14 protein-coding genes are annotated in these 21,615 nt (G+C 63.7%); 5 read left to right on the top strand and 9 right to left on the bottom strand.

Features of this window, described 5'->3' with window-relative positions:
- Positions 1-94: 94 nt before the first annotated feature.
- A complete protein-coding gene (mgrA, locus tag LC531_RS03910; RefSeq protein ID WP_223649017.1) occupies positions 95-1,090 on the bottom strand; it encodes an L-glyceraldehyde 3-phosphate reductase in 996 nt (331 codons plus the stop codon).
- 147 nt (positions 1,091-1,237) lie between these two features.
- Between mgrA and LC531_RS03905 the strand changes: the two genes are divergently transcribed.
- Complete coding sequence (locus LC531_RS03905; protein ID WP_223649016.1) at positions 1,238-3,226, top strand: CocE/NonD family hydrolase; 1,989 nt, start codon at positions 1,238-1,240, stop codon at positions 3,224-3,226.
- Between the two features lie 76 nt (positions 3,227-3,302).
- Positions 3,303-3,872 carry a cupin domain-containing protein gene (locus LC531_RS03900; protein WP_223649015.1) on the top strand — a complete coding sequence of 190 codons (570 nt, stop codon included), beginning with the start codon at positions 3,303-3,305 and terminating at the stop codon, positions 3,870-3,872.
- A gap of 146 nt (positions 3,873-4,018) precedes the next feature.
- Here the strand turns inward: LC531_RS03900 and LC531_RS03895 are convergent, their stop codons facing one another.
- The gene (locus LC531_RS03895; protein WP_223649014.1) at positions 4,019-4,405 is read right to left on the bottom strand and encodes a nuclear transport factor 2 family protein; all 387 of its coding nucleotides are present in this window, start codon (positions 4,403-4,405) and stop codon (positions 4,019-4,021) included.
- 147 nt (positions 4,406-4,552) lie between these two features.
- The gene (dinB, locus tag LC531_RS03890; protein WP_223649013.1) at positions 4,553-5,647 is read right to left on the bottom strand and encodes a DNA polymerase IV; all 1,095 of its coding nucleotides are present in this window, start codon (positions 5,645-5,647) and stop codon (positions 4,553-4,555) included.
- 254 nt (positions 5,648-5,901) lie between these two features.
- On the opposite strand from dinB, the gene LC531_RS03885 reads away from it, so the two are divergent.
- Complete coding sequence (locus LC531_RS03885) at positions 5,902-12,990, top strand: T9SS type A sorting domain-containing protein (RefSeq protein ID WP_223649012.1); 7,089 nt, start codon at positions 5,902-5,904, stop codon at positions 12,988-12,990.
- Positions 12,991-13,064: 74 nt separating this feature from the next.
- On the opposite strand, the gene LC531_RS03880 is transcribed toward LC531_RS03885, so the two are convergent.
- From LC531_RS03880 to LC531_RS03860, 5 genes are all read right to left on the bottom strand, one after another.
- Positions 13,065-14,765 (bottom strand): sensor histidine kinase, encoded by a 1,701-nt coding sequence (locus LC531_RS03880; RefSeq protein ID WP_223649011.1) that lies wholly within the window; start codon positions 14,763-14,765, stop codon positions 13,065-13,067.
- Positions 14,762-15,085 (bottom strand): circadian clock KaiB family protein, encoded by a 324-nt coding sequence (locus tag LC531_RS03875; RefSeq protein WP_223649010.1) that lies wholly within the window; start codon positions 15,083-15,085, stop codon positions 14,762-14,764. Before LC531_RS03875 ends, LC531_RS03880 begins: the two co-directional genes overlap by 4 nt.
- 3 nt (positions 15,086-15,088) lie before the next feature.
- A complete protein-coding gene (locus tag LC531_RS03870; protein ID WP_223649009.1) occupies positions 15,089-15,418 on the bottom strand; it encodes a circadian clock KaiB family protein in 330 nt (109 codons plus the stop codon).
- Between the two features lie 20 nt (positions 15,419-15,438).
- Positions 15,439-17,169 carry a circadian clock protein KaiC gene (gene kaiC, locus LC531_RS03865; RefSeq protein ID WP_223649008.1) on the bottom strand — a complete coding sequence of 577 codons (1,731 nt, stop codon included), beginning with the start codon at positions 17,167-17,169 and terminating at the stop codon, positions 15,439-15,441.
- A 192-nt stretch (positions 17,170-17,361) separates the two neighbouring features.
- The gene (locus LC531_RS03860; protein WP_223649007.1) at positions 17,362-17,973 is read right to left on the bottom strand and encodes a sce7726 family protein; all 612 of its coding nucleotides are present in this window, start codon (positions 17,971-17,973) and stop codon (positions 17,362-17,364) included.
- Positions 17,974-18,075: 102 nt separating this feature from the next.
- Between LC531_RS03860 and LC531_RS03855 the strand changes: the two genes are divergently transcribed.
- Complete coding sequence (locus LC531_RS03855; protein WP_223649006.1) at positions 18,076-18,558, top strand: DinB family protein; 483 nt, start codon at positions 18,076-18,078, stop codon at positions 18,556-18,558.
- Between the two features lie 91 nt (positions 18,559-18,649).
- Here LC531_RS03855 and LC531_RS22825 read toward each other — a convergent pair whose 3' ends face one another.
- The gene (locus LC531_RS22825) at positions 18,650-20,305 is read right to left on the bottom strand and encodes an OmpA family protein (RefSeq protein WP_269808153.1); all 1,656 of its coding nucleotides are present in this window, start codon (positions 20,303-20,305) and stop codon (positions 18,650-18,652) included.
- Between the two features lie 642 nt (positions 20,306-20,947).
- Between LC531_RS22825 and LC531_RS03845 the strand changes: the two genes are divergently transcribed.
- Positions 20,948-21,610 (top strand): hypothetical protein, encoded by a 663-nt coding sequence (locus LC531_RS03845; RefSeq protein ID WP_223649005.1) that lies wholly within the window; start codon positions 20,948-20,950, stop codon positions 21,608-21,610.
- Positions 21,611-21,615 lie beyond the last annotated feature (5 nt).

The raw sequence follows: 21,615 nt of genomic DNA, 5'->3' as shown, positions 1-21,615 counted from the left end.
GCTCGCGCAAGTAAACCTAACGTCTGAGGTTATTTGCGCGAGCGCGATGCTTCCTTCGTCAGCATGACATTCTTTTATTCACTTATTCGCCCACTTACTTCAAAATCTCCTCAATCCGCGCTAGCTCCTCCTGGCTGAACTGGTAATTTTTCAGGCTGCCGATGGCGTCGGTTACCTGACTCGGCTTGCTGGCCCCGATGATGACGGACGTGATGCGCGGGTCTTTCAGCACCCAGGCCAGGGCCAGCTGGGCCATTGTTTGGTGGCGAGCCTGGGCCAGTTCGTTGAGCTTTTGCACTTTGGCCACGTTGGGGGACGTGAGCTGGTTTTCGTCGAGCGCGCCGTTGCCGAGGTTGCGGGCCACCCGCGAGTCGTCGGGCACTCCGGCTAAGTACTTGTCGGTCAGTAGGCCCTGGGCCAGGGGCGAGAACGGGATGCACCCTACCCCCTCTTCGGCCAGCACATCGAGCAGGCCCTTTTCGGGCTCGCGCACCAGCATCGAGTACTTGGGCTGATGGATGAGGCAGGGCGTGCCCAGCGCGCGCAGCACCTCAATGGCGCGCCGCGCCTGCTCGGGTGGGTAGTTGGAGATGCCCACGTACAGGGCCTTACCCTGGCGCACCATACTATCGAGGGCACCCATGCTTTCCTCCACGGGCGTGTCGGGGTCGGGGCGGTGGTGGTAGAAAATATCTACGTAGTCGAGCTTCATCCGGCGCAGGCTCTGGTCGAGGCTGGACATCAAATACTTGCGCGAGCCGCCGTCGCCGTAGGGGCCGGGCCACATGCCGTAGCCGGCCTTACTGGAGATGATGAGCTCGTCGCGGTAGCCGCGGAAGTCGTCGTGCAGCAGGCGGCCAAACATCTCCTCGGCCGAGCCCTGGGGCGGGCCGTAATTATTGGCCAGGTCGAAGTGCGTGATACCCGCGTCGAAGGCCGTGCGCAGGATGGCGCGGCAGTTGGCCTGGGCATCTTTCTCGCCAAAATTCTGCCACAGGCCCAGCGACACGGCCGGCAGTTGCAGGCCGCTGCGGCCGCAGCGGCGGTATTGCATCGCCTCGTAGCGGGCGGGGTTGGGGAGGTAAGCCATGAGAAAAAGCCTGGGAGGAAAAGGGAACGTTGCGGCGCTAAAACTACTAGCCGCCGCCGGGGTTTCGGCCCTACCCCCCACCAGTGGCCCAGTAAACGTCAGCTAAGCATTACTTTCCGGTCCGCAAGCGCTTTTCGCCCCCCGTTTATGCCCCATCCCTACCCCCGCCGGCTGGCCGGCAGCCTGCTGCTGGCCGCCGCCCTCGCCCTGCCCGCCGCCGCCCAAACCACCCCGGCCACTCGCACCCAAGACTCGCTCTTCGTGCGCCAGAATTACCGCAAACTGGAGCAGCTCATTCCGATGCGCGACGGCACCCGGCTGGCCACCATCCTCTACGTGCCGCGCGATGCGAGCAAAGCCATCCCCTACCCCTTCCTGATGGAGCGGACGCCCTATTCGGCCGGCCCGCGCGGGGCCGACACCTACGCTACCCGCGGCCCCGGCCCCAGCCGCGAGCTAAGCCAGGAGAAGTATATTTTTGTGTACCAGGACGTGCGTGGGCGCTATCTGAGCGAAGGGCAGTTTGAGGAAATGACCCCCGCCCTACCCCCCGGTAGCGGCGGCAAGGCCGCCAAGGGCCAGGCCCACGACGAAAGTACCGACACCTACGACACCATCGAGTGGCTGCTGAAACACGTGCCCGGCAACAACGGCCGGGTGGGCATTACGGGCATTTCCTACCCCGGCTTTTACGCCTCGGCCAGCCTGCCCAACGCCCACCCGGCGCTGAAAGCCGTGTCGCCGCAGGCCCCGGTTACCGACGAGTTTATCGGCGATGATGCCCGGCACGGCGGGGCGTTTTTTCTGCTCGATAACTTCGATTTTACCAATTATTTCGACGTGCCCCGGCCCCAGCCGGTGGCGGCGTACCAGCAATTATTTGCGCCGAAAATTGCCGATGCCTACCAGTTTTTCCTGGACCTAGGGCCCATCAAAAACGCCAATCAGAGCCAGTATTTCAACGGCCGGGCGCGCATCTGGAACGAGTACCTGGCCCACGACACCTACGATGCCTACTGGCAGGCGCGCAATATCCGGCCGCACCTCACGGGCGTGCGGCCGGCCGTGCTGGTCGTCGGCGGCTGGTACGATGCCGAGGACCTGTTTGGGGCGCTGCACACCTACCAGGCCATCGAAAAGCAGAACCCCGCCGCCACCAACCGCCTCGTGATGGGCCCCTGGACCCACGGGGCCTGGAGCCGGCCCGACTGGAGCAAATTCGGCCCCCTGACGTTTGGCCAAAACACCGCCGAATACTTCCGCCGCACCCTGGAAACGCCGTTTTTCAACTTCTACCTGAAAGACAAAGGCAGCTTCAACGCGGCCGAAGCCACGGTGTTCGACACGGGCACGAACGACTGGAAAACCTACCCCGCCTGGCCGCCCAAGGCGGCGCAGGAAATGCCGTTTTATTTTCAGCCGGGCGGTGTTCTCTATGGAGTAGTAGAAGGGCAGCTTGCTCCTTATCAGCAGCAGTCTGACTTTCACATCGTCCGCACACAACCGGCTAACTCAATAGCTTCCCCTACCTTCTCCGAATACCTCAGCGACCCGGCGCACCCGGTGCCCTACGCGCCCGGTATCCTGAGCAGCCGCAGCAACGAGTACATGATTGCCGACCAGCGCTTTGCGGCCGAGCGGCCCGACGTGCTCACCTTCCAAACCCTACCCCTGCCCGCCGACCTGACCGTGGCCGGCCCGCTGGCCGTGGACCTCTGGGTGAGCACCTCCGGCACCGACGCCGACTTCGTGGTAAAGCTCATCGACGTGCTGCCCGACGACGCGGCCGACCCCGCCCCCGGCGCGCAAAATACCACCCTACCCGGCACCCAGCGCCTGGTGCGCGCCGACGTGTTGCGCGGCCGCTTCCGCAACAGCTTCACTAAGCCCGAGCCCTTCCAGCCCAACGTGCCCACCGAGGTGAAGTATGAGCTGAACGACGTGCTGCACACCTTCAAAAAAGGCCATCGCCTGCAAGTGCAGGTGCAAAGCAGCTGGTTCCCGCTGGTGGACCGCAATCCGCAGCAATTCGTTAACATTTCTACCGCCAACGCGGCTGATTTTCAGAAGGCTACCATTCGGGTTTACCACGAGTCCGGCCACGCTTCGAGTGTGACGCTACCGGTGCTGAAATAACCGTTTGTCCTTGCGAGCGCAACGCAGTGGAGCGCGGCAATGACAAACGACTCGCTACTTAAACCTCACTTTCCAGATGAAACGCCGCGCCTTTTTGCCGCTGTTGGGCCTGGCTCCGCTGGCCGCCACCTTTCGCCCCACGCGCCTGCTGCAACCCGAGAAGCTGTTTTTCAAAGACGACGGCACGATTCCGAATAGCGCCTATCCCCTGCTGCTGTACCGGCAGGCATTCGCGGCGCGCGACGCGGCCGGCGCGGCGTGGCTGGAAAGCCACTTTGCCGCTAATAACTGGACCAACTCCTGGCGTAACGGCGTGTACCCATTTCACCACTACCACAGCACATCGCACGAGGTACTGGGCATTTACGCGGGCGCGGCGCTGCTACACCTGGGCGGCGAGGGCGGCCAGAAAGTGCGCGTGCAAGCTGGTGATATCCTGGTGATTCCGGCGGGGGTAGGGCACAAAAACCTGGGCGGCGAGAACCTGGGCGTAGTGGGGGCTTATCCCGATGGCCGCCACTGGGACGTGAATCGCGGCCTGCCCGGTGAGCGCCCCCAAACCGATAAAAACATCGCCGCGCTACCACTGCCCGCCACCGACCCGCTACTGGGCCGTAGCACCGGCCTACCCGCCATCTGGCGGTAAGAGGTAGCGCGCTACAAGAACGGTCATGCTGAGCTTGTCGAAGCATCTCTGCCGCGCAAGTACTCCTAACATTTGAAGTTAGGTACGCGGCAGAGATGCTTCGACAAGCTCAGCATGACCGTTCTTGTAGCTTTTAGCGCCAGTGCTTACGCGGCTTGCTTCTGGGCGTGCCAAAGCACCAGTTGCCAGCCTTTGGCGGCGTCTTTGATGTAGACCACCACGTACTTGATGCGCGTGAAGCTGGGCTGGCCGTCGACGCCGGGGCCGAGGTCAATCTGGATGAGGGCGTTGACGATGGCCGTGTGGTCGTCGTTGTATGCCCGCACGGTCATATTCTCGATATCAACCTTATCGTAGCGGCTCTGGCCGCTGGCGATAGACGCGATATAGCTCGCCTTGCCATCCTGGTGGCCGTTGGAGTGGGTGTAGATGAGGTCGTCGGCAAAGATGCTTTCGAGCGTCGGCAGGTCTTTGGCAATCTGCGCGTCGAAGCGCCGGCGTTCGAGCTGTTCAATTTCCTGGATGGCGGACATGGGGAGAAATATTGGGTAATTGCTAGTGTAAAAGAACGTCATGCTGACGAAGGAAGCATCTTGTCTGCGCTACAAGACCCAAGCAAGCCAATGCATGTGAGCAAGATGCTTGCTTTATCAGCACGGCGTTCTTTTATCCTGAGCCCCCTAAAAAAGCGCCAGCTGCCCGCTCGGCCCGGCCGTTGCCTCAGCACCATCGAGAGTAGAAAGCGAGAGGCCCAGCAGGCGCACGCCCTGCGGCAGGGGTAGCAGGGCCGTTAGCAGGTCCTGGCCCAGACGGAGCAGGGCGGCTTCATCAAACACGACGGCGGGTAGGGTGCGGCTACGGGTAATTTGCTGAAAGTCGGCGTACTTGACTTTGAGTGTAACGCAGCGGCCCGACTGGCCGGTGCGCTGGCAGTAGGCCCATACTTTGGCGGCCACGGGCAGCAGCGCGGCTAGTAGGTCGGGCAAGTCGTGCAGGTCCTGGGCGAAGGTCATTTCGGTGCCCACCGACTTGCGGGGGCGGTCGGGGCGCACGGGGCGGTGGTCCTCAGCGCGGGCAATGGCGTAGTAGAAGCCGCCCGCCTTGCCGAAGTGCTGGCGCAGCAACGCCTCGGGCTGGGCGCGCAGGTCGGCCCCAGTGAAGATGCCCAGCGCGTGCAGCCGCGCCTGCGTAGCCGGCCCGATGCCGTGAAACTCGCCTACCCCCAGCCCGGCCACGAACGCTGGCCCGCGCTCGGGCGGAATCACATACTGCCCGTTGGGCTTGCGGCGGTCGGAGGCCAGCTTGGCCAGAAACTTATTGTAGGAAATTCCCGCCGAGGCCGTAAGCTGGGTGCGCGCCAGGATTTTAGCCCTGATTTGACGGGCCACCTCGCTGGCGAGGGGTAGGCCGGCCAGGTTATCCGTCACGTCGAGGTAGGCTTCATCGAGGGCCACGGGCTCGATGAGTGGCGTGTACTCGGCCATAATCTCCCGAATCTGGCCCGACACTTCCTTATACACCTCGAAGCGTGGCGGCACGAACCGCAGCTCGGGGCAGAGGCGCGCCGCCGTGGCCGCCGGCATGGCCGAGCGCACCCCAAATTGCCGAGCCTCGTAGCTGGCGGCCATCACCACGCCGCGGGCGCGGGTGCCGCCCACGGCCAGCGGCCGGCCGCGCAGGGCCGGGTCGTCGCGCTGCTCCAAGGAGGCATAAAACGCATCCATGTCGAGGTGAATGATTTTGCGCGGCGCGGCGGGGGGTAGGGAGGGCGTCACGCCTACGAAGCTACGGCGCTGGCCGGACTGCGCCCGCGGCTGCCAACCGCCCGCTCGAACCGTGCCTTATTTCACTCTAAGTAGGGGCCACTCACAAAAACCCCTCTTTCAGCGCCTCTCACCCTTCGTTAGGCCCACCACAGCAGTTATTGGGCGAAATAGCCAGGCAGGCAGGGTCTTGTGGATTTGTTTTTGCTGAGCAACAATTCAAATCCTAAAGATTCTCGCTTGGCTCTATTATCAAACTCTTATTTATGAAGCATTTTCTTACTACGATTACTTGTATACTGTTGGCGGGCTTGTACCGACCGCTGAGCGGAAGCGCGCAGTCGCTGAGCGGTACCGTATTTGAAGACGTGAACTACGGCGGCGGGGCGGGGCGCACCTATACTACGGCTACTACCTCGGCTACTGCCTCAGGCTTTGCAACGGGCAGCATTCAGCGGCCGGGCGCGCGCGTGGAGCTGTATAATGCCAGCGGCAATTTTGTAACGGCCACCACTACGGATGCCAACGGGCAGTATACTTTTGGTGGCCTGACCAGCGGGGCCGGCTACACCGTGCGGGTAGTGAACTCGACGGTGAGTTCGGGCCGGCCGGGCGCTACCGGCGGGCTGCTGCCGGTGCAGACCTTTCGCACCAGCGGCGGCGCGGCCGACGCGCAGCGCGTGGGCGGCGAAAACCCCGCCGCGGCCGACGGCGCGGCCAATACCGGCAGCGTGGTGGTGACGAGCACGACCATCGGCAACAATATTAACCTGGCTTTTACGGGCCTCACCTCGGCCGCCGGGGTAGATAATACCTTGTTCCTGGACAACGTGCAGGTGCTGCAAACCGGCACGCCGCTCGCCACGAACCCCATTCAAAACCCGGACTTTGAGAACGGCACGCTAACGACCTTCGGCGGCACCTACCAGTACAATCCGATTCCGGCCAGCACCTTTGGCTGGACGTTTAACAGTACCTCGGGTATTGAGGCCAACAACTCGGCGTTTACCCCGCCCAACACCGCTTCCAACGCGCGGGCTGGCTTTATTCAGAGTACCAGTGCTGGTGATGGGGCCATCAGCCAAGCCTTTAACCTGCCGGCCGGCACCTACACTATCAGCTTCGCGGCGGCCAACCGGCAGAGCGGCGGGCTGCAACGCATCAACGTGACGGTGAATGGCTACCAAGTGCTGGCGAACCTGCAAGCCGTGGCTAACAGCTACAGCACCTACACCACCCAAGCATTTACGGTAGGTACCGCCTCGACGGGCGGGCAAGCGCTGAGCAGCCTTTCGGCCCAGAGCGTGGCCCCGGTGACGGCCACGCTCTTGCCCATAACGGGCCTCGATTTTGGGTTTAGCTTCGACGTGGTGACCAATACCAACGACGCAGGCCAGGGGTCGGTGCGGCAGTTTTTGCTCAACAGCAATGCCCTGACCAACGCCAGCCTGGCGCAGCAAGGCCGGACCGCCGGCCAGGAGACCAGCATTTTCATGATTCCGAACGGGGTAGCCGGCAGCGGCGCGCCGCAGGGCTTGCAGCGCACGCCCGCCGCTGCCAGCGGCCTCAACGCCGGCAGCAGCCCCAATACCTGGGCGCAGCTGCAAGTACTGAGTGCCCTACCCACCGTTACGGATGCTAACACGGCGCTCGATGCCACTACGCAGACGACCAATGTGCAGGACTCAAACACCGGGCTGGTAGGCACCGGCGGCACCGTGGGCACCGACGCCCGCTCGCTGCCGCAGGTGAACCGCCCGGAAGTGGAGATTTACGGCGCAAATACGCTTAACAACGTGCTGCGCGTGGCAGCCAGCGGCGCGGTGCTGCGCGGCCTGGCTTTGCACGGAGCCGGGGCCAACGCCAACGGCACCGTAACGCTGACCGGTGCCCAGAATTTTCTGGTGGAGAGGTGTATGCTGGGTACTTCGGCCCTGACTATTGCGGACCCTAATATCTTGCAGGCCAATACGTACAGTGCCAACTACAACCTCCAGATTCTGGGCGTGAGCCAGGGCACGGTGCGCAACAACCTCGTGGCCTACGCCAGCTCGTCGGGCCTGATATACAATGGTACCGCTGGCAGCGGGCTGGTAAGCGTGACCAGCAACGAGTTCGTGCAGAACGGCTACCGCGTATCGGGCGGCGACAACATCACGGCCGGCGACAACGGCGTGGCCAACGGCACGGGGCCGCTGCGCATCCGGGCCAACCTCATCCGCTCGGCCAACTCCGATGGGGTGCAGTTTGAAATCGGCTCGCTGAGCACGAACGTTGTCACGAACAATACCTTCTTCGACAACGGCAATGGGGGCCTCACCATCGCCCGCTCGCAGCTCGAAGGCTCGGCCATTCTGTACTTGCAGCGCACGGGCGGCAAAACGAGCAGCAACAACGACTCCATTGCCTACAACGTCATCAATCAGTCGCAGGCGTCGGGCATCGTGGTGGGCTACGGGCAGCGCGGGGTAGTTATTACCCGCAACTCAATTTTCTTCAACGGCACGCCCTTCAACTCGCCCACCGGCGCGAACCTGGGCATTGATATTATTCCGCAGTCTGGCTTCTACGTGGGGTCAGGCAACACGGTGGGCGCACGCGACTACGGCAACGGCGACGGCGTGACGCCCAACAACGGCCCTACCTCGGTGAGCCCGGCCTATGGCAACGCGGGCATGAACTACCCCATCATCACCTACGCCAGGGTGTCGGCGCTGGCCAGCACCACGGTGAGCGTGGGCGGCTACGTGGGGTCGGCCCCCGGCCAAACGGCCTTCGCGGGGGCCGTGGTTGATTTTTATGCCGCCGATAACGTACCGGCCAACAACGGTGGGCCGGTGCTGGCCGGCGACGGCCGCAAGGTGGCCCACGGCGAAGGCCGCAGCTACGTGGGCAGCCTCACGGCCGATACCAACGGCAACTTTGCGGGCACCCTCACCATTCCGGCCAACACACCGCCCAACGTTGGGCCGGCCTCGTCGGGGCTGATTACGGCCACGGCCACGCTGGTGAGCACCAGCAGCAACTACGGCACCTCGGAGTTCAGCCCCAACGTGCCGATTATCATCACGGCCGACGTGTACGCGACCATTACGGGCGCGTCGGGCGGCGTGAACGCGGGCACCACGGGCACCTTCACGGTGCAGTTTGGCAACCAGTCGGGCACCGGCCCGGTGCAAGCCGACGGCGTGACGGCCCAGGTGCAACTGCCGGCCGGCCTCACCGGCGTGACGGCCACCAACGGCGGCACTTACAATTCGACTACCGGCATTATCAGCTACAGCGGCTACACCGGCTTGCAGGCCAATAATATCCCTTCGGGCAGCTCCTTCAGCTCGACCATCAGCTACCCGCAGCCGGTAACTGGTCTGGTGACGGCCAGCGCCACCATCGCCACCACCACCAACGAGGGCGGCCTGCTGGCGAATAACTCGGCCACGGCTACCAACCTCACCAACCTGCTTTATGACGTGACTACCACCGTGGCCGGCCCGGCCAGCGCCGTGGCCGGGGCGCAGGTGAGCTACAATGTGACCACCCTCAACCCCGTGAACGCGGCCTTTCCCTCGCCCGCGCCCCTGGTGACGCAAACGGTGAGCGTACCGGCCGGAGCCTCGAACGTGTACGTGACCGGCGGCGGGGTAGTGAGCGGTAGCCTGGCGGCGGGCTACACCGTTACCTTTCCCACGCTGGCCGCCCTCGCGCCCGGCCAGGGCCTGACCAACACCGTGAGCTTCACGGCCCCGGCCGGCAGCACCTACAACGTGACGGGCACCGTGAGCACGGCCCCGGCCGACGGCAACGGCGGCAACAACACCTCGACCATCACCACGACTACGCCGAGCGCCGCCAGTGGCTCACCGGCCAACGTGTACGTGAAAATATCGCCCGCTTCGTCCATCGTAGCCCTGAACGGGGCCGTGAGCCTGACCGTGGAGCAGGGCAACTACGGCCCCGGCGCGGCGGCCGGCCTCCAGACGACCGTGCTGCTGCCGCCCGGCCTGCCCACCAGTGGGGCCAACGCCCCTACCCTGGCCGGCTATACGCTCAGCAGCAGCACCGCTACCACGGCCACCTACACCAACGGTACGCTGACGGCTACTTACAGCGCGACCAGCGGCTTATTTACGCTGCCGGCGGTGACTGGCAGCCAGCCTTCCGGCACCACCGGCACGGCGGCTAACAACTATACCCTGGGCTACGTGGCCACAAAAGCCGGTGTGTTTCCGGCCACGGCCACGGTGAGCAGCACCACCCCCGACCCCGTGCTGGGCGACAACGTGGCCTCGGCCGAAGTGACGGTGAACCCCGGCGTGGCCGACCTGGCCATTACCATCATCGGACCCACGCTGGTGGCCGGCGGCGAAACGCTGACCTACACTGTGACGACCACCAACAATGGCCCGGCCGACGCGCAGGGGGTAGGGCAAATGGTGAGCATCCTGGCCGGCCTACCCCTGACCGGCCCCACGGCCGTGCGCCTCAACGGGGCCGCGCCCACCAGCGTGAGCGGCTCGGTAGCCACCTACGGCACCGGCACCGGCGCGGCCACCTACAACCCCCTCACCGGCGTAGTTACCTTCCCGGCAGCCGGGCTACCCCAGCTGGCGGTGGGCAGCGCCATAAGCAGCACCATTACCTACGTGGCCCCAGCCAACGGCAACGCGGTGCTCACCAATACGGCGGCCGTGCAGAGCAGCTCGCTCGACATGAACCTGGCGAACAACTCGGCCAGCGTGGCGGCCCCGCTTCAGCCGGTGGCCGACGTGCAGGTGAGCATCAGCGCGGCGGGCTTTATCACGACGAATGCCAGCGGTGGCAACCCGGTGCTGTTTGGCGTGACCACGCTCAACAACGGCCCCAACATTGCCCCCGGTACGGTGACGACCGTAGTGCTGCCTACCCTGCTGCCCATTTCGGGCACCGGCCCGGAAGTGGTGCGTATCAATGGCCAGGTGCCCAGCAGCGTGAGCAATGGGGTGGCTACCTACAATTTCGCGGATGGCAGCTCGGCTACCTACGACTCGCGCACGTCGAATAACTCGGCTACCCCCGGCCGCGTCACGTTCTCGGCGCAAACCAACCTACCGCCGGGCGGCTCGGGCGTGGGGGCCACTATTGGCTTCGTGGTGCCTACCGGCTACATCGGCCAGCTCGTGGCTACGGCCAGCGTGGCGGTGAGCGGCATTTTGGATAACGACCAGAGCAACAACCTGGCCCTGGCGCAGCCCGTGCTGGGTACGGCCAACGGCTCGAACGACGTTTCGACCACCGTCACGGCCTCGGCCAGTACCGTTACGGCGGGCCAGCCCCTCACGCTGACGGTGACCTCGAGCCCCGGCGGCGGGGCCAGCGGCGTGCTGCAAGCCTTGCAGCTGCCGGCCGGCCTCACCAGCAATGGCGGCACCGTGACGGTAAGCGGCGGGCCCAGCGGCTCGGTCGTGACCGGCGGCACGCTCTCGCCCAACTACGACAATACCAGCGGCCTGCTCACCTTCCCGGCCATCCTCAACCTGACTGCCCCTACCTCTTACTCAGTGGTTATCAGCCGGGTGCCGGGCCAGGGCCCGCTGGTGGCCACGGCCAGCATCACGGCCAATGAGCTGGACACGAACCCGGCCAACAACGTGGCTATTGCCTCGGTGACTATTACGCCCGCCGCCGCGCTGGGCGTAGTAGTTACCGGGCCGACCACGGCCCCGGTCGGCTCGGTAGTAACCTACCTGCTGGCGGCCACCAACAACGGCCCCACCACCACCACCGGCACCACCCAGACCGTGACCATCCCGGCCGGCGTCACGGCCTACTCGCTCAATGGCGGGCCGCTGGTGACCGTGAGCGGCCCCGGCCCCACTACCATTTCCCTGAGCGTGCCTACCACGCTCGTAGCCGGGGTCGCCAACACCATTACCAGCACCATCAGCTTCGTGGCCCCCGGCAACGCCGGCTCGTCGCTGGCGGTGAGCAGTAGCCTGAGCGCCACCGGCCCGGCCAGCCCGGTTACCGCCACCGGCTCGCAGACCACGATGCTCATCAGCCCCGCCCCGATTGCCTACAACGTGGTGAACACCCTAACCTCGCCCGAGGGCAACACGGCCCAGGCGGCCCTGGCACTCTCGCCGCTGCAAGCCCAGGCGCAGGGCTTGTCTTCGCTCAATGGCACGGCCCCGTTTGTGGTGCTGAGCCTACCGCTGGCCAGCCAGGGCGTGCTTTCGCTGGCGGGCTCGCCCGTGGCGGCCGGGCAAGTGCTCACGACGGCGCAGGCCGGGCAGCTGCAGTTCCTCCCCGCCGCCGGCTTCGTGGGCAATGCGCCGTTCACCTTCCAGGCTTACGACAACAACAACCTGCGCTCGAACGTGGCGCGCTACCTGATTCCGGTGGGCAGCGATAATGCTTCGGTGTACACGGCCACGCCCAGCAAGGGCGGGACTGTGTTTTACCAGAACAACGACGTGATTGCCTACGTAATCGACCCCAACGGAGCGCTCTACAATGGCACGGGCCAGATTTACCAGCCCACCGGCCCCAACGCCGGCCAGTCGGCCACCGGCCCCGTTAATAACGGCGTGCAGGCCACGACGACGACCGGCGACTTCACCAGCACCTCGGTGCCGGCCATCACCTCGCTGAGCTTGCTGGGCCTGACCTACAACCCGGCCACGGGCCAGCTCACGGTGCTGGACCGCACCAAGCTGAAGGCCGGCACCTATACCGTGAGCATGACGACCACCGACCTGCGCGGCGGCATCACGACCCAGCCCGTGACGTTCACCATCGGGGCCAACCCGCTGCCGGTGACCCTGACCGAGTTCACGGCCAAAGCGGTGCGCAACCTGGATGCCGCCCTGGCCTGGGCCACTGCCTCGGAGCTAAATAACGACCACTTCGACGTGGAGCGCAGCTTTGACGGCGCGACTTACGGGAAAATCGGGCAGGTAGCCGGCAGCGGCAGCACCACCGTGGCCCGCACCTACGCCTTCACCGATGCTGGGGTGGGCCGCGCCGCCACCGGGCCGGTATACTACCGCCTGCGCCAGGTAGATGCCACTGGCACCAGCAGCTACTCGCCAGTGCGCACCATCAGCTTCGCGGCCGCGGCCGCCAGCCTGGCCGTGTACCCCAGCCCCGCTACCAGCAGCACTACCCTCGACCTGAGCCTGCTGCCGGCCGGCACCTACCAGGTGACCCTGCTGGATGCCACCGGCCGCCTCGTGCGGCATTTCGACGCGGCCGGCGGAATGCTCCATTCGCTTGACGTGAGCGACCTGGCGACCGGTACCTACTTCGTGCGCTTAGCCGGCACCTCGGCCACCGGCCAGGCCCTCAACCTCAGCCAGCACCTCACCAAAGAATAGCAGCTTCGACCCAGCTATTTACTTAAAAACCCCCTGGCTGTTCAGCCAGGGGGTTTTTAAGTAAATAGCTTACCTCAGCGCGGCAGCAGCACCGTGAACGTGGAGCCAGTGCCCGCCTCGCTTTCCACGGCAATGCGGCCGCCGGCATTTTCCACCATCTTTTTCACCATAAACAGGCCGATACCGCTGCCTTCCACGTGGGTGTGCAGGCGCTCGAAGAGGCCAAAAAGCCGGCGCTGCCCGGCCGGGTCAATGCCGAGGCCGTTGTCGCGCACAGTTAGGCGCACGTGAGCGCCGTCGGGGTAGGCGCACACCTGAATGTGGGCCGGGCGCGCGGGCGCGCGGTACTTGAGCGCGTTGCTGAGCAGGTTGTAGACCACGCTGCGCAGGTTTTTTTCCAGAAAGCGCACCCCTACCCCCTCCGCCAAGTCGAGGTCGAGCCGGGCCCCGGCCCCGCGCACCAGCGGAGCCAGGTCGAGCATCACGCCCTGCACCACCGGGGCCAGCAGCACCAGGGCCGGGGCCAGGCCATGCTCGCGCTGCAGCTTGGCCACGTCGCTGAGCTGCTCAATAGTACGCTGGAAGCGCTCGACCGAGCGGGTAAGCATTCCCAGAATATTGTGCACTGCCGGCCGCTGCCGGGCCTCTACGGGCAGCTCGTCGGCGAGGGCTTGCAGCAGCCCTTCAATGTTGGTAATCGGGCCCTTCAGGTCGTGCGAGGCCGAGTAGATAAAGGTATCCAGGTCCACGTTGACGCGGGTTAACTCCTCGTTGTTGTCGCGCAGCAGGCGCTGGGCCTGGGCCACGCGCTCCTGGGCCAGCTTGTGCTCGTGAATGTCGGTGTAGGTGCCAATCCACTGCATCACCTCACCCTGCTCGTCGCGCGAGGGGAGGGCGCGGCCCAGCATCCAGCGGTAGTCGCCGGCTTGGTTTAGGATGCGGCATTCTAGCTCCAGGGGCTGCTGGGTAGCAAGCGCTTGCTCCCAAGTATGGAAAATGGGGGCTAGGTCATCGGGGTGAATCCGGCTAATTATCTGCTCGGGCGTCACGGCTTTTTCCCCCACGTAGTCGAACCAGCGGCGGTTGAGATAAGTGGTTTCGCCGGTCACGCCGGCCGTCCAGGCTATTTGCGGAATGCCTTCGAGCACCCGGCTCACCTCGGCGGCGGTGCGCTCCACGGCCCGGCGAGCCGCCTGCTGGCGCACCAGCTCCTCGTTTTTGCGGTCGAGCAGCTCATTCTGGCGCACCACTACCGAGCGGATGGCCGATATTTCCTGGCGCGCAGACATATCGGCCAGCAGCACGGCCAGCATAGGCGCGCCACTGAAAGTAAGCACGTTCATGGACAGCGAGAACGGGCGTAGGGCCCCGGTCTGGCGGTTGCGCAGGGGCATTTCGCCGCGCGCCTGGCTAGCCCAACCCTGCTGCCACAGCCCGGCCCAGTAGGCTAGGTAGTCGGCCGGCACAAACTCGGTGAACGGGTAGCCCAGCAACTCATCGGGCAGGCAGCCCAGGGCGGCGGCCAGGGTGGCGTTGGCGTACAGCACTATCCCATCGGCCCCCAGCAGCACCGCGCCTTCGCCCATCTGCTCCACCAGGGTGCGGTAGCCGTGGTCGGCACTTTCGAGGGTAAAGATGCGCGGTCCCTCCGCGCCCTGAATAGCCAGCGCATCAACGGCCCCCGTGCGCACGGCCGCAATAAGCTCTTCGGCTTCGCGCAGCTGCTGGCGCAGCTCTTCGTTTTCCCAAGCCAGGTCGGCGGCGGTGGGGTTCATGGGGTAGTAGCGGGGGGCAATAGATGGTCTAGGCCTAAAACGCTCAACACGAGCGGGCGGTTCGAGAGGTCGCCCACCAACCGGCGCTGAGGTAGCGGCCGCAGGCGCACCAGCGTGGGTGCGGCCACCAGCTGGGCCTGCTGGGCCAGCTCGGGCTGCTGGTAAATGTCGAGGATGCGCAGCACGTAGCCGCCGGGCAAATACTGCTCACAAATGGCCTTGATGTTGCGCACGGCCCGCGTCGAATTGGGAGTAGCCCCCGTCACATAAAGTACCAGCTCGTAGGCGGGCGGGCCGGGGGGGGTAGGGGCCGGTAGCACGGGCTAAGCGGATAGCCGCAGGTCGAGCCCCACAATAACCCGCTCCTCATTCGAGAGGTCGCCGATAACCCGGCGGATGGGCTCGGGCATCTTGCGCACCACCGTCGGGATGGCCAGAATCTGGTCGCCCTCGGCCAGCTGCGGGTTTTGCAGCAAGTCGATGACTTCCAAGCGGTAGCGGCCGGGCACGTGCTGCTCGCAGTAGCGGCGCAGGTTGGCCAGCGCCGCGCTCGACCGGGCCGTGGAGCCGGCCACGTACAGGCGCAGCTCCCAAGTTTCGCCGGGGGGTAGGGTGTCGGCCCCGAGTAGTTCTTCCCTCACATCATCCATCATAGCTAGCGGGCATACGGCGCTCAGGGCCGGGCGTTGGGCGGGGTAGGGAAATAATCGGCGGCGGTGCCGCCAGTGGCCAGGGCCGCGTGGCCCTCGCGCTGGGCAGCATCGCGGGCCTGCTCCTGCTGGCTGAGGTGGCGCAACTCTTCTTCGACCGACTCAAATTCCGTGCGCAAATTGGCGATGGTAGCTTCCAGCACCCGACGCCGGCGCTCCAGCTCGCGGTCGCGGCGCTCGGCTTCGTGCTGGCGCACTGCGAGTTGAGCTTCTTCCTGAATGCGCTGCGTGAGGCGGCCAGCCCCGGTAATAATACCATCGGGCCCAATTATAACGTCGAGCAGCTCCACGCCGTGGTCAGTTATTATAAATTCGCGCACCTGGTTGGAGTGCGCCATGCCCCTGGCCTTGAGAATGCTCAGGCCGCGGTTACGCTCGCCTATTCCCTCCAAGTCGCGCACCGAAATCCAGGTATCGACTAAGGACGACACGCCTTCTTCGGTTAGCTCCAATTGCCCATACTTCCCGCTGACGAGGGCCGTGAACAGTGCCGTAACGTTGTTAATCTTCAGGAAATCAATCATCCGCGTGAGCATACTACGCACTTCGCTGACGCTGCCTACCGAGATGAGGTTGCTGATGGGGTCGATGACGACGGCCTGGGGCCGAAACTCGCGCACATCGCGGTGCAGCGTCACGAGGTGGCGCTCCAAGCCGTTGAGTGTAGGCCGCGAGGCTTCGATGCGCAGCAGGTCCTGGTCGAGATAGGGCTGCAAGTCGAGCCCCACCGTCTGCATATTGCGGATGAGCTGAGCCGGCGATTCCTCAAAGGCAAAGTACAGGCAGCGCTCGCCGCGGCGGCAGGTTTCGGCGGCAAAGGCGGCGGCCAGCGTGGTTTTGGCGGTGCCGGCCGTGCCCGTGAGCAGCACGCTGCTGCCCCGGTACCAGCCGCGCTGCGCAAACATGGCATTGAGCCCCGGCACGCCGGTCGAAATAATTTCGTCGGACACGGTGTGGTCCAGCCGCAGCGACGTTACGGGTAGCACCGAGATGCCGTCCTCGCTGATGAGGTAAGGGTATTCGTTGGTGCCGTGCGTGCTGCCGCGGTACTTTACGATGCGCAGCCGCCGGGTCGTAATCTGCTCAATCACCCGGTTATCGAGCAAAATCACGCAGTCCGACACGTACTCCTCCAGGCCCTGGCGCGTGAGCGTGCCGTCGCCGCGCTCGGCCGTGATGATGGTTGTCACGCCCTTATCCTTGAGCCAGCGAAACAGCCGCCTAATTTCGGAGCGCAACACGGCCTGGTTGGTAAAACCCGAAAATAGCGCCTCAATGGTATCGAGCACCACGCGCTTGGCCCCGATAGAATCGATGGCGTAGCCCAGGCGGATAAATAGCCCGTCGAGGTCGTACTCGCCCGACTCTTCTACTTCGGAGCGGTCGAGGTGCACGTGGTCGAGGCGCAGCATCTTATCGGCCTGCATCTGGCGCAAGTCGAAGCCCAGCGAGGCCACATTTGCCGTCAGCTCGTCGGCGGTTTCCTCGAAAGTCATCAGCACGCCCGGCTCCTTGTATAGCTCCACACCGCGCACCAGAAACTCAATGGCCATCAGCGTTTTCCCGCAGCCCGCGCTGCCGCAGAGGAGGGTAGGGCGGCCCAGCGGCAGGCCGCCTTCGGTTATCTCATCTAGACCTTCGATGCCGGTGGGCGACTTAGGCAGCCGGGGCAAGGCAGCAAGGGGAGAGGTCATAGCAGCTTCGCTAAAAAAAGGAGGGTAGGGCGGATTTTAGTGCAAGGTAAGCCTGCGACTTCCTTATAGAGCAGGACTTAATAGAATCGTCCGTTGTTGCTTCACTGCGCTCGGTTCTGAAATCGTTCGGTTGTCATTGCTTCGCGTTGCTCGCAACGACGGCCATCTTTGTACAGACCAACTACGCCCGCCCTACCCCCGCCGGGCCTGGCGGCGCTGGCGCAGGCTGGCCAGCCGGGCGCGCTCAGCGTGGCGCGCCTCGCGCAGCAGCAGGCGCTCGGGCAGCCGGGCCATGAGGCGCTCACGCACATACTGGGCCAGGGCCGACAGCGGCACGGTGTGGGCCGTGCGCAGGTATTGGGCCACTTCGCGCTGGCGCAGGGTGCTGGCCCCGGCCAGGCCCCGCGCCAGCAGAAACTGCTTGATTTCCTCTACCCACAGCAGCCCGGCCAGCGGGGCGCGCTGCACGGTGGCGTTGTAGCCGGCCGGGCGGTGGCAGCGCAGGGTAGGGCCGTCGGCGGCGGCTACCAGCACGCCTACCCAGGCGGGCAGGCGCGGTAGCAGCTTGGCCAGGTGCTTTTCAGTAACCACGAAGGTGACAAAATCATAGACTTCGGCGTAGCAGCGGAGCTGGTTTTCTACCCGTTGCAGGGTGTCGCCGTCGCCCTTCACCTCATAACCGTGCATAAAGTACTCGGTGATATGCACCACGTCGGCGCGGGTACTGCCGGTGGGCAGCTCATCAATGTGCACCCCGCCCCGCAGCAGGGGGTAGAGCCGGGCACGAATCTCGGGGTCGTTCATAAGCCGGCGCGAAGGTAAAAGTCGCGGCAGCTTGGGCAGTAGGCATTGCGCTTTATATTACCTGCGCTGCCGTTTAATCAGCCTCCTACCCCCCTCCACCTCATGAACGACCCAACCCGAACTACCCTTGTGGCCGAGCTAACCGCGCTACTACTGGGCGGCAATGCCCACGCCACCTTCGAGCAGGCCGTGGCCAACCTGCCCGCGCCACTGCGCAACCAGCCAGTGCCCGCGGTGCCCTACACCATCTGGCAGCTCGTGGAGCACATCCGCATTGCGCAGGCCGACATTCTGGACTTCTGCCTGAACCCCGATTATCAGGCCCGCGAGTGGCCCGCCAGCTACTGGCCCGATAAGACCTTGGCTGTGAATGAAGCCGGCTGGCAGGCCGCGCTGCGCGCCATCGAGCACGACCGCGAGCAATTTATTAGTCTGCTCGAAGACCCCGCTACCGACCTCTTCACGCCCCTACCCCACGGCGACGGCCAGAACATGCTGCGCGAAGCCCTGCTCATCGGTGACCACGCTGCCTACCATACCGGCGAGATTATTTTGCTGCGAAGGCTGCTGGGCGCGTGGGAATAGGCCTGGCACGCTGCGCCCACCTTACAAAAAAATAGCCCGCTCCAAGTTGGAACGGGCTATTTTTTAACTCAGCCGAAAGGCTGGAAAGCGCCTACTTACGCTTCTTCAGGGGAGCCTTTTTCAGGGGTGCCTTGCGGCTGCGCGGGGCCCCCGTGCCGGTGGTCTTCTTGCCGGGCAGCTTGTTGCCAGCCGCCTTGATGTCGGCAATCGTCGGGGCCGGGCCGTACTTGGCTTCCGCCGCGTTCGTGTCCCCCGTCAGGTAGGGGTCGAAGTCCACCCGGCGGTTCAGGGCCTGGCCCGCCGCCGTCTTGTTGTCGGCAATCGGCTTGGTCTCCCCGTAGCCACGAGCCTCGATGCGGTCGGCCGGGATGCCCTTGCTGAGCATATACTTGCGGGCCGAAGCCGCGCGCTCGTAGCTCAGACGCAGGTTGTAGTCGTCGGCTCCCTTGCTATCCGTGTGCCCGGCAATGCTGAGCGAATAGTCGGGGTAGTCGTTCATAATCTGCACCATCTGGTTCAGCTTGGCGTACGAACTCGTCTTGAGCGTGGCCTTGTTGAAGTCGAAGTTGATGTACTTGGTGGCCTCGTTGAGGATTTTCTTGTCCTCGGCCTTAATCTCGGGGCAGCCTTTGTTGGAGGCCGGGCCGGCCCGGTCGGGGCACTTGTCCTGGTAGTCGGGCACGCCGTCGCCGTCCGTATCAATGGGGCAGCCGGTGGCGTCCACTTTCACGCCAGCCGGGGTATTGGGGCACTTGTCGAGGTAGTCGGCCACGCCGTCCCCATCCGAGTCAAGCGGGCAGCCGGTAGCATCGACGCGCACGCCGGCCGGGGTGTTGGGGCACTTGTCGTCGGCATCGGCTACGCCGTCGCCGTCCGCGTCGGGGCAGCCTTGCAGGGCGGCCAGGCCTTTCACGTCGGGGCACTTATCCTGGTAGTCAGGTACGCCGTCACCGTCCGTATCGAGCGGGCAGCCGTTCACGTCCACTTTTACACCGCTAGGTGTATTCGGGCACTTGTCCTTGCGGTCGGGCACGCCGTCGCCATCCGAGTCCTTGGCTTTGCCGAAAGCAACAGTTACGCCTGACGAGAACTGCATGTAGCGGTCGTGCTTGTTCCAGAAGCCGTCACTGTTTGCTGCCGAGCCGTCCAAACGGTTGTCGTCAGTTAGCAGATAGTGCTGGCCGGCCTGTACGAAGAAGATGAATCCAGGCGTGATGTGAAAATCTAGACCCAAGGCCGCTTGTCCATCGAACGAGCCATAGCGGGCATTGCTAGCAGCGGCAAGGGGTGCGCCTGGCGAAGCGGGCCCGTTGCTACGGTCAGTGTTTACCCAAGTGAAGCCAGGCTGCAACAGGATGTAGGGGTGCAGGAAAAACTCGTCCTTGATGGGTAGCTTCAACTTGAAGCCCAAGCCGTAGGACCACATGCTTGCGTCGAAGCGCTGGTTGTTGGCGAGCGGGGTCTGACTCGTAAACGTACCGCTCTCGCTAGGATAGCGCAGCTTAGTATAATTGGCCGACAAATTAATGTCCAAGCCTTTGCTCATGTAGCGCGTCAGGGAAGCTCCGCCACCCACGGTGCCGTTACGCAGGTCCCAGAAATTGCTACCCAGGTCGCCCCGGTATTGCAGCGTGGTACCGTAAAGGCTAAGGGCCGTCTTGTGGTCGGCAGTTTGCGCGTGGATTTCGGGAACAGCAGCCAGCATACCCATGCCGAGCAGCAGCGTCTTGGGAGATAAGTGTCTCATAGACAAAAAATGGTTAAATAAATAAAACTGTCTGCCAGGAGGTCAAGACAGCAAAAGCAAAAGGTATGAGGTGAAAAATATGCGCCTGTAAGTCCTGTGAAGTTGCTTTTTGTAATTACACCCAATCAGCGGGCAGGTAAGCAGCGGTCGTCGGCATACGCAATATCTATTGCCAGACGCTACCAAACAGGAATTTCAGGTGCGTGGCTCGTTAAACGATTATTAGAAAAATGCGGATGATTTTGGCACTATAATGAGGTAAAATTGTCAAAAGTGAGTCCTAAAATAGCGCAGTTCCCACACACAAGTTTTATGAAATAAAGTTTTAATAATCAATCTTTTATTCATTAATCTTCACCTCAATTAGCCGCTCATCCGGGTTATGCCCAGGTTAAGGCAATCAGATTGAAAAAAGGCTGGCCTTAGTAGAAGCTGCGTCGTGAACAGCGTCCTTTTCCCTTTTAATAAAATCAGCTTTCCATTTTGGCAAAAAAACCCTCCTATCTGGCTACCCGTCAGGCAGGATTTTTTATCTAAATTATTCAATTCCAGTAAGTTATTTACAAATAACTTACTGGACGCTAGAGTCGGCACTGGTCTTGGCATTAGGTACGCATCCCTCACCTATCAGCCCACACCGACATGGCCATTCTCGATAACCTGGCGAAAGCCGCCAAAGACTTCTTCGTCGAGCCCGACGGCGAAGTTCCGGCCGCTGCCGCCCCGCGCGTGGCCGGGCCGCTGGCCAGCCCTACCCCCCCGCTGGCCGGCCTGCCGCCCGGCACCACCCAGCCCGAGCAGCGCCACCTCGACCACATTGCGCAGGTGCTGGCCGGCGATGGCAAAGATTTCGGGGCCTTCGTCAAGATGGTGAAAAGCCTGGCAGCCAGTGGCCTCAGCGGCCCGCTGCTATACCAGACGGCCTTCAACGCCTTCGCCGCCGTGACGGGCACCGACCTCCCTACCCTCCTCACCTCGGCCAATGCGCTGGCGCAAAAGCTGGCCGACGACCGCGCCCAGGTGCTGGCCCGCCACCGCGAAAAAACAGGCGAAAACGGGCCACCAGGTAAGCCCGGTGCCCTGGTCCAGCTGCGCGAGCGGGAGACCAGGCTGCAAGCCGCCGTGGCCAGCCTCACTCAGCAGCTGGCCGAGCAAAGCCAGCAGTTGACCGACACCCAGCAGCAGCTGCACCAGGAAACTTCCAAAACCCAGGCCGCGCTGGCCTCCTACGAGCTGGCCCACGCGGCCGCCGTGGCCGAATTGCAAACACACCAGCAAGCCGCTAAGTCTTTATTAATCAAATAAATCCC

The sequence above is a fragment of the Hymenobacter psoromatis genome, assembly GCF_020012125.1.
Taxonomy (GTDB): Bacteria; Bacteroidota; Bacteroidia; order Cytophagales; family Hymenobacteraceae; genus Hymenobacter; species Hymenobacter psoromatis.
Note: the sequence above shows the minus strand (reverse complement) of the source record. Positions and strands in the feature narration are given on the sequence as shown.

Bases quoted from the DNA above. Each gene is read 5' to 3' on its own strand.
- mgrA (WP_223649017.1), bottom strand. From the start codon at position 1,090: ATGGCTTACCTCCCCAACCCCGCCCGCTACGAGGCGATGCAATACCGC.
- LC531_RS03905 (WP_223649016.1), top strand. From the start codon at position 1,238: ATGCCCCATCCCTACCCCCGCCGGCTGGCCGGCAGCCTGCTGCTGGCC.
- LC531_RS03900 (WP_223649015.1), top strand. From the start codon at position 3,303: ATGAAACGCCGCGCCTTTTTGCCGCTGTTGGGCCTGGCTCCGCTGGCC.
- LC531_RS03895 (WP_223649014.1), bottom strand. From the start codon at position 4,405: ATGTCCGCCATCCAGGAAATTGAACAGCTCGAACGCCGGCGCTTCGAC.
- LC531_RS03885 (WP_223649012.1), top strand. From the start codon at position 5,902: ATGAAGCATTTTCTTACTACGATTACTTGTATACTGTTGGCGGGCTTG.
- LC531_RS03880 (WP_223649011.1), bottom strand. From the start codon at position 14,765: ATGAACCCCACCGCCGCCGACCTGGCTTGGGAAAACGAAGAGCTGCGC.
- LC531_RS03870 (WP_223649009.1), bottom strand. From the start codon at position 15,418: ATGATGGATGATGTGAGGGAAGAACTACTCGGGGCCGACACCCTACCC.
- kaiC (WP_223649008.1), bottom strand. From the start codon at position 17,169: ATGACCTCTCCCCTTGCTGCCTTGCCCCGGCTGCCTAAGTCGCCCACC.
- LC531_RS03860 (WP_223649007.1), bottom strand. From the start codon at position 17,973: ATGAACGACCCCGAGATTCGTGCCCGGCTCTACCCCCTGCTGCGGGGC.
- LC531_RS03855 (WP_223649006.1), top strand. From the start codon at position 18,076: ATGAACGACCCAACCCGAACTACCCTTGTGGCCGAGCTAACCGCGCTA.
- LC531_RS22825 (WP_269808153.1), bottom strand. From the start codon at position 20,305: ATGAGACACTTATCTCCCAAGACGCTGCTGCTCGGCATGGGTATGCTG.
- LC531_RS03845 (WP_223649005.1), top strand. From the start codon at position 20,948: ATGGCCATTCTCGATAACCTGGCGAAAGCCGCCAAAGACTTCTTCGTC.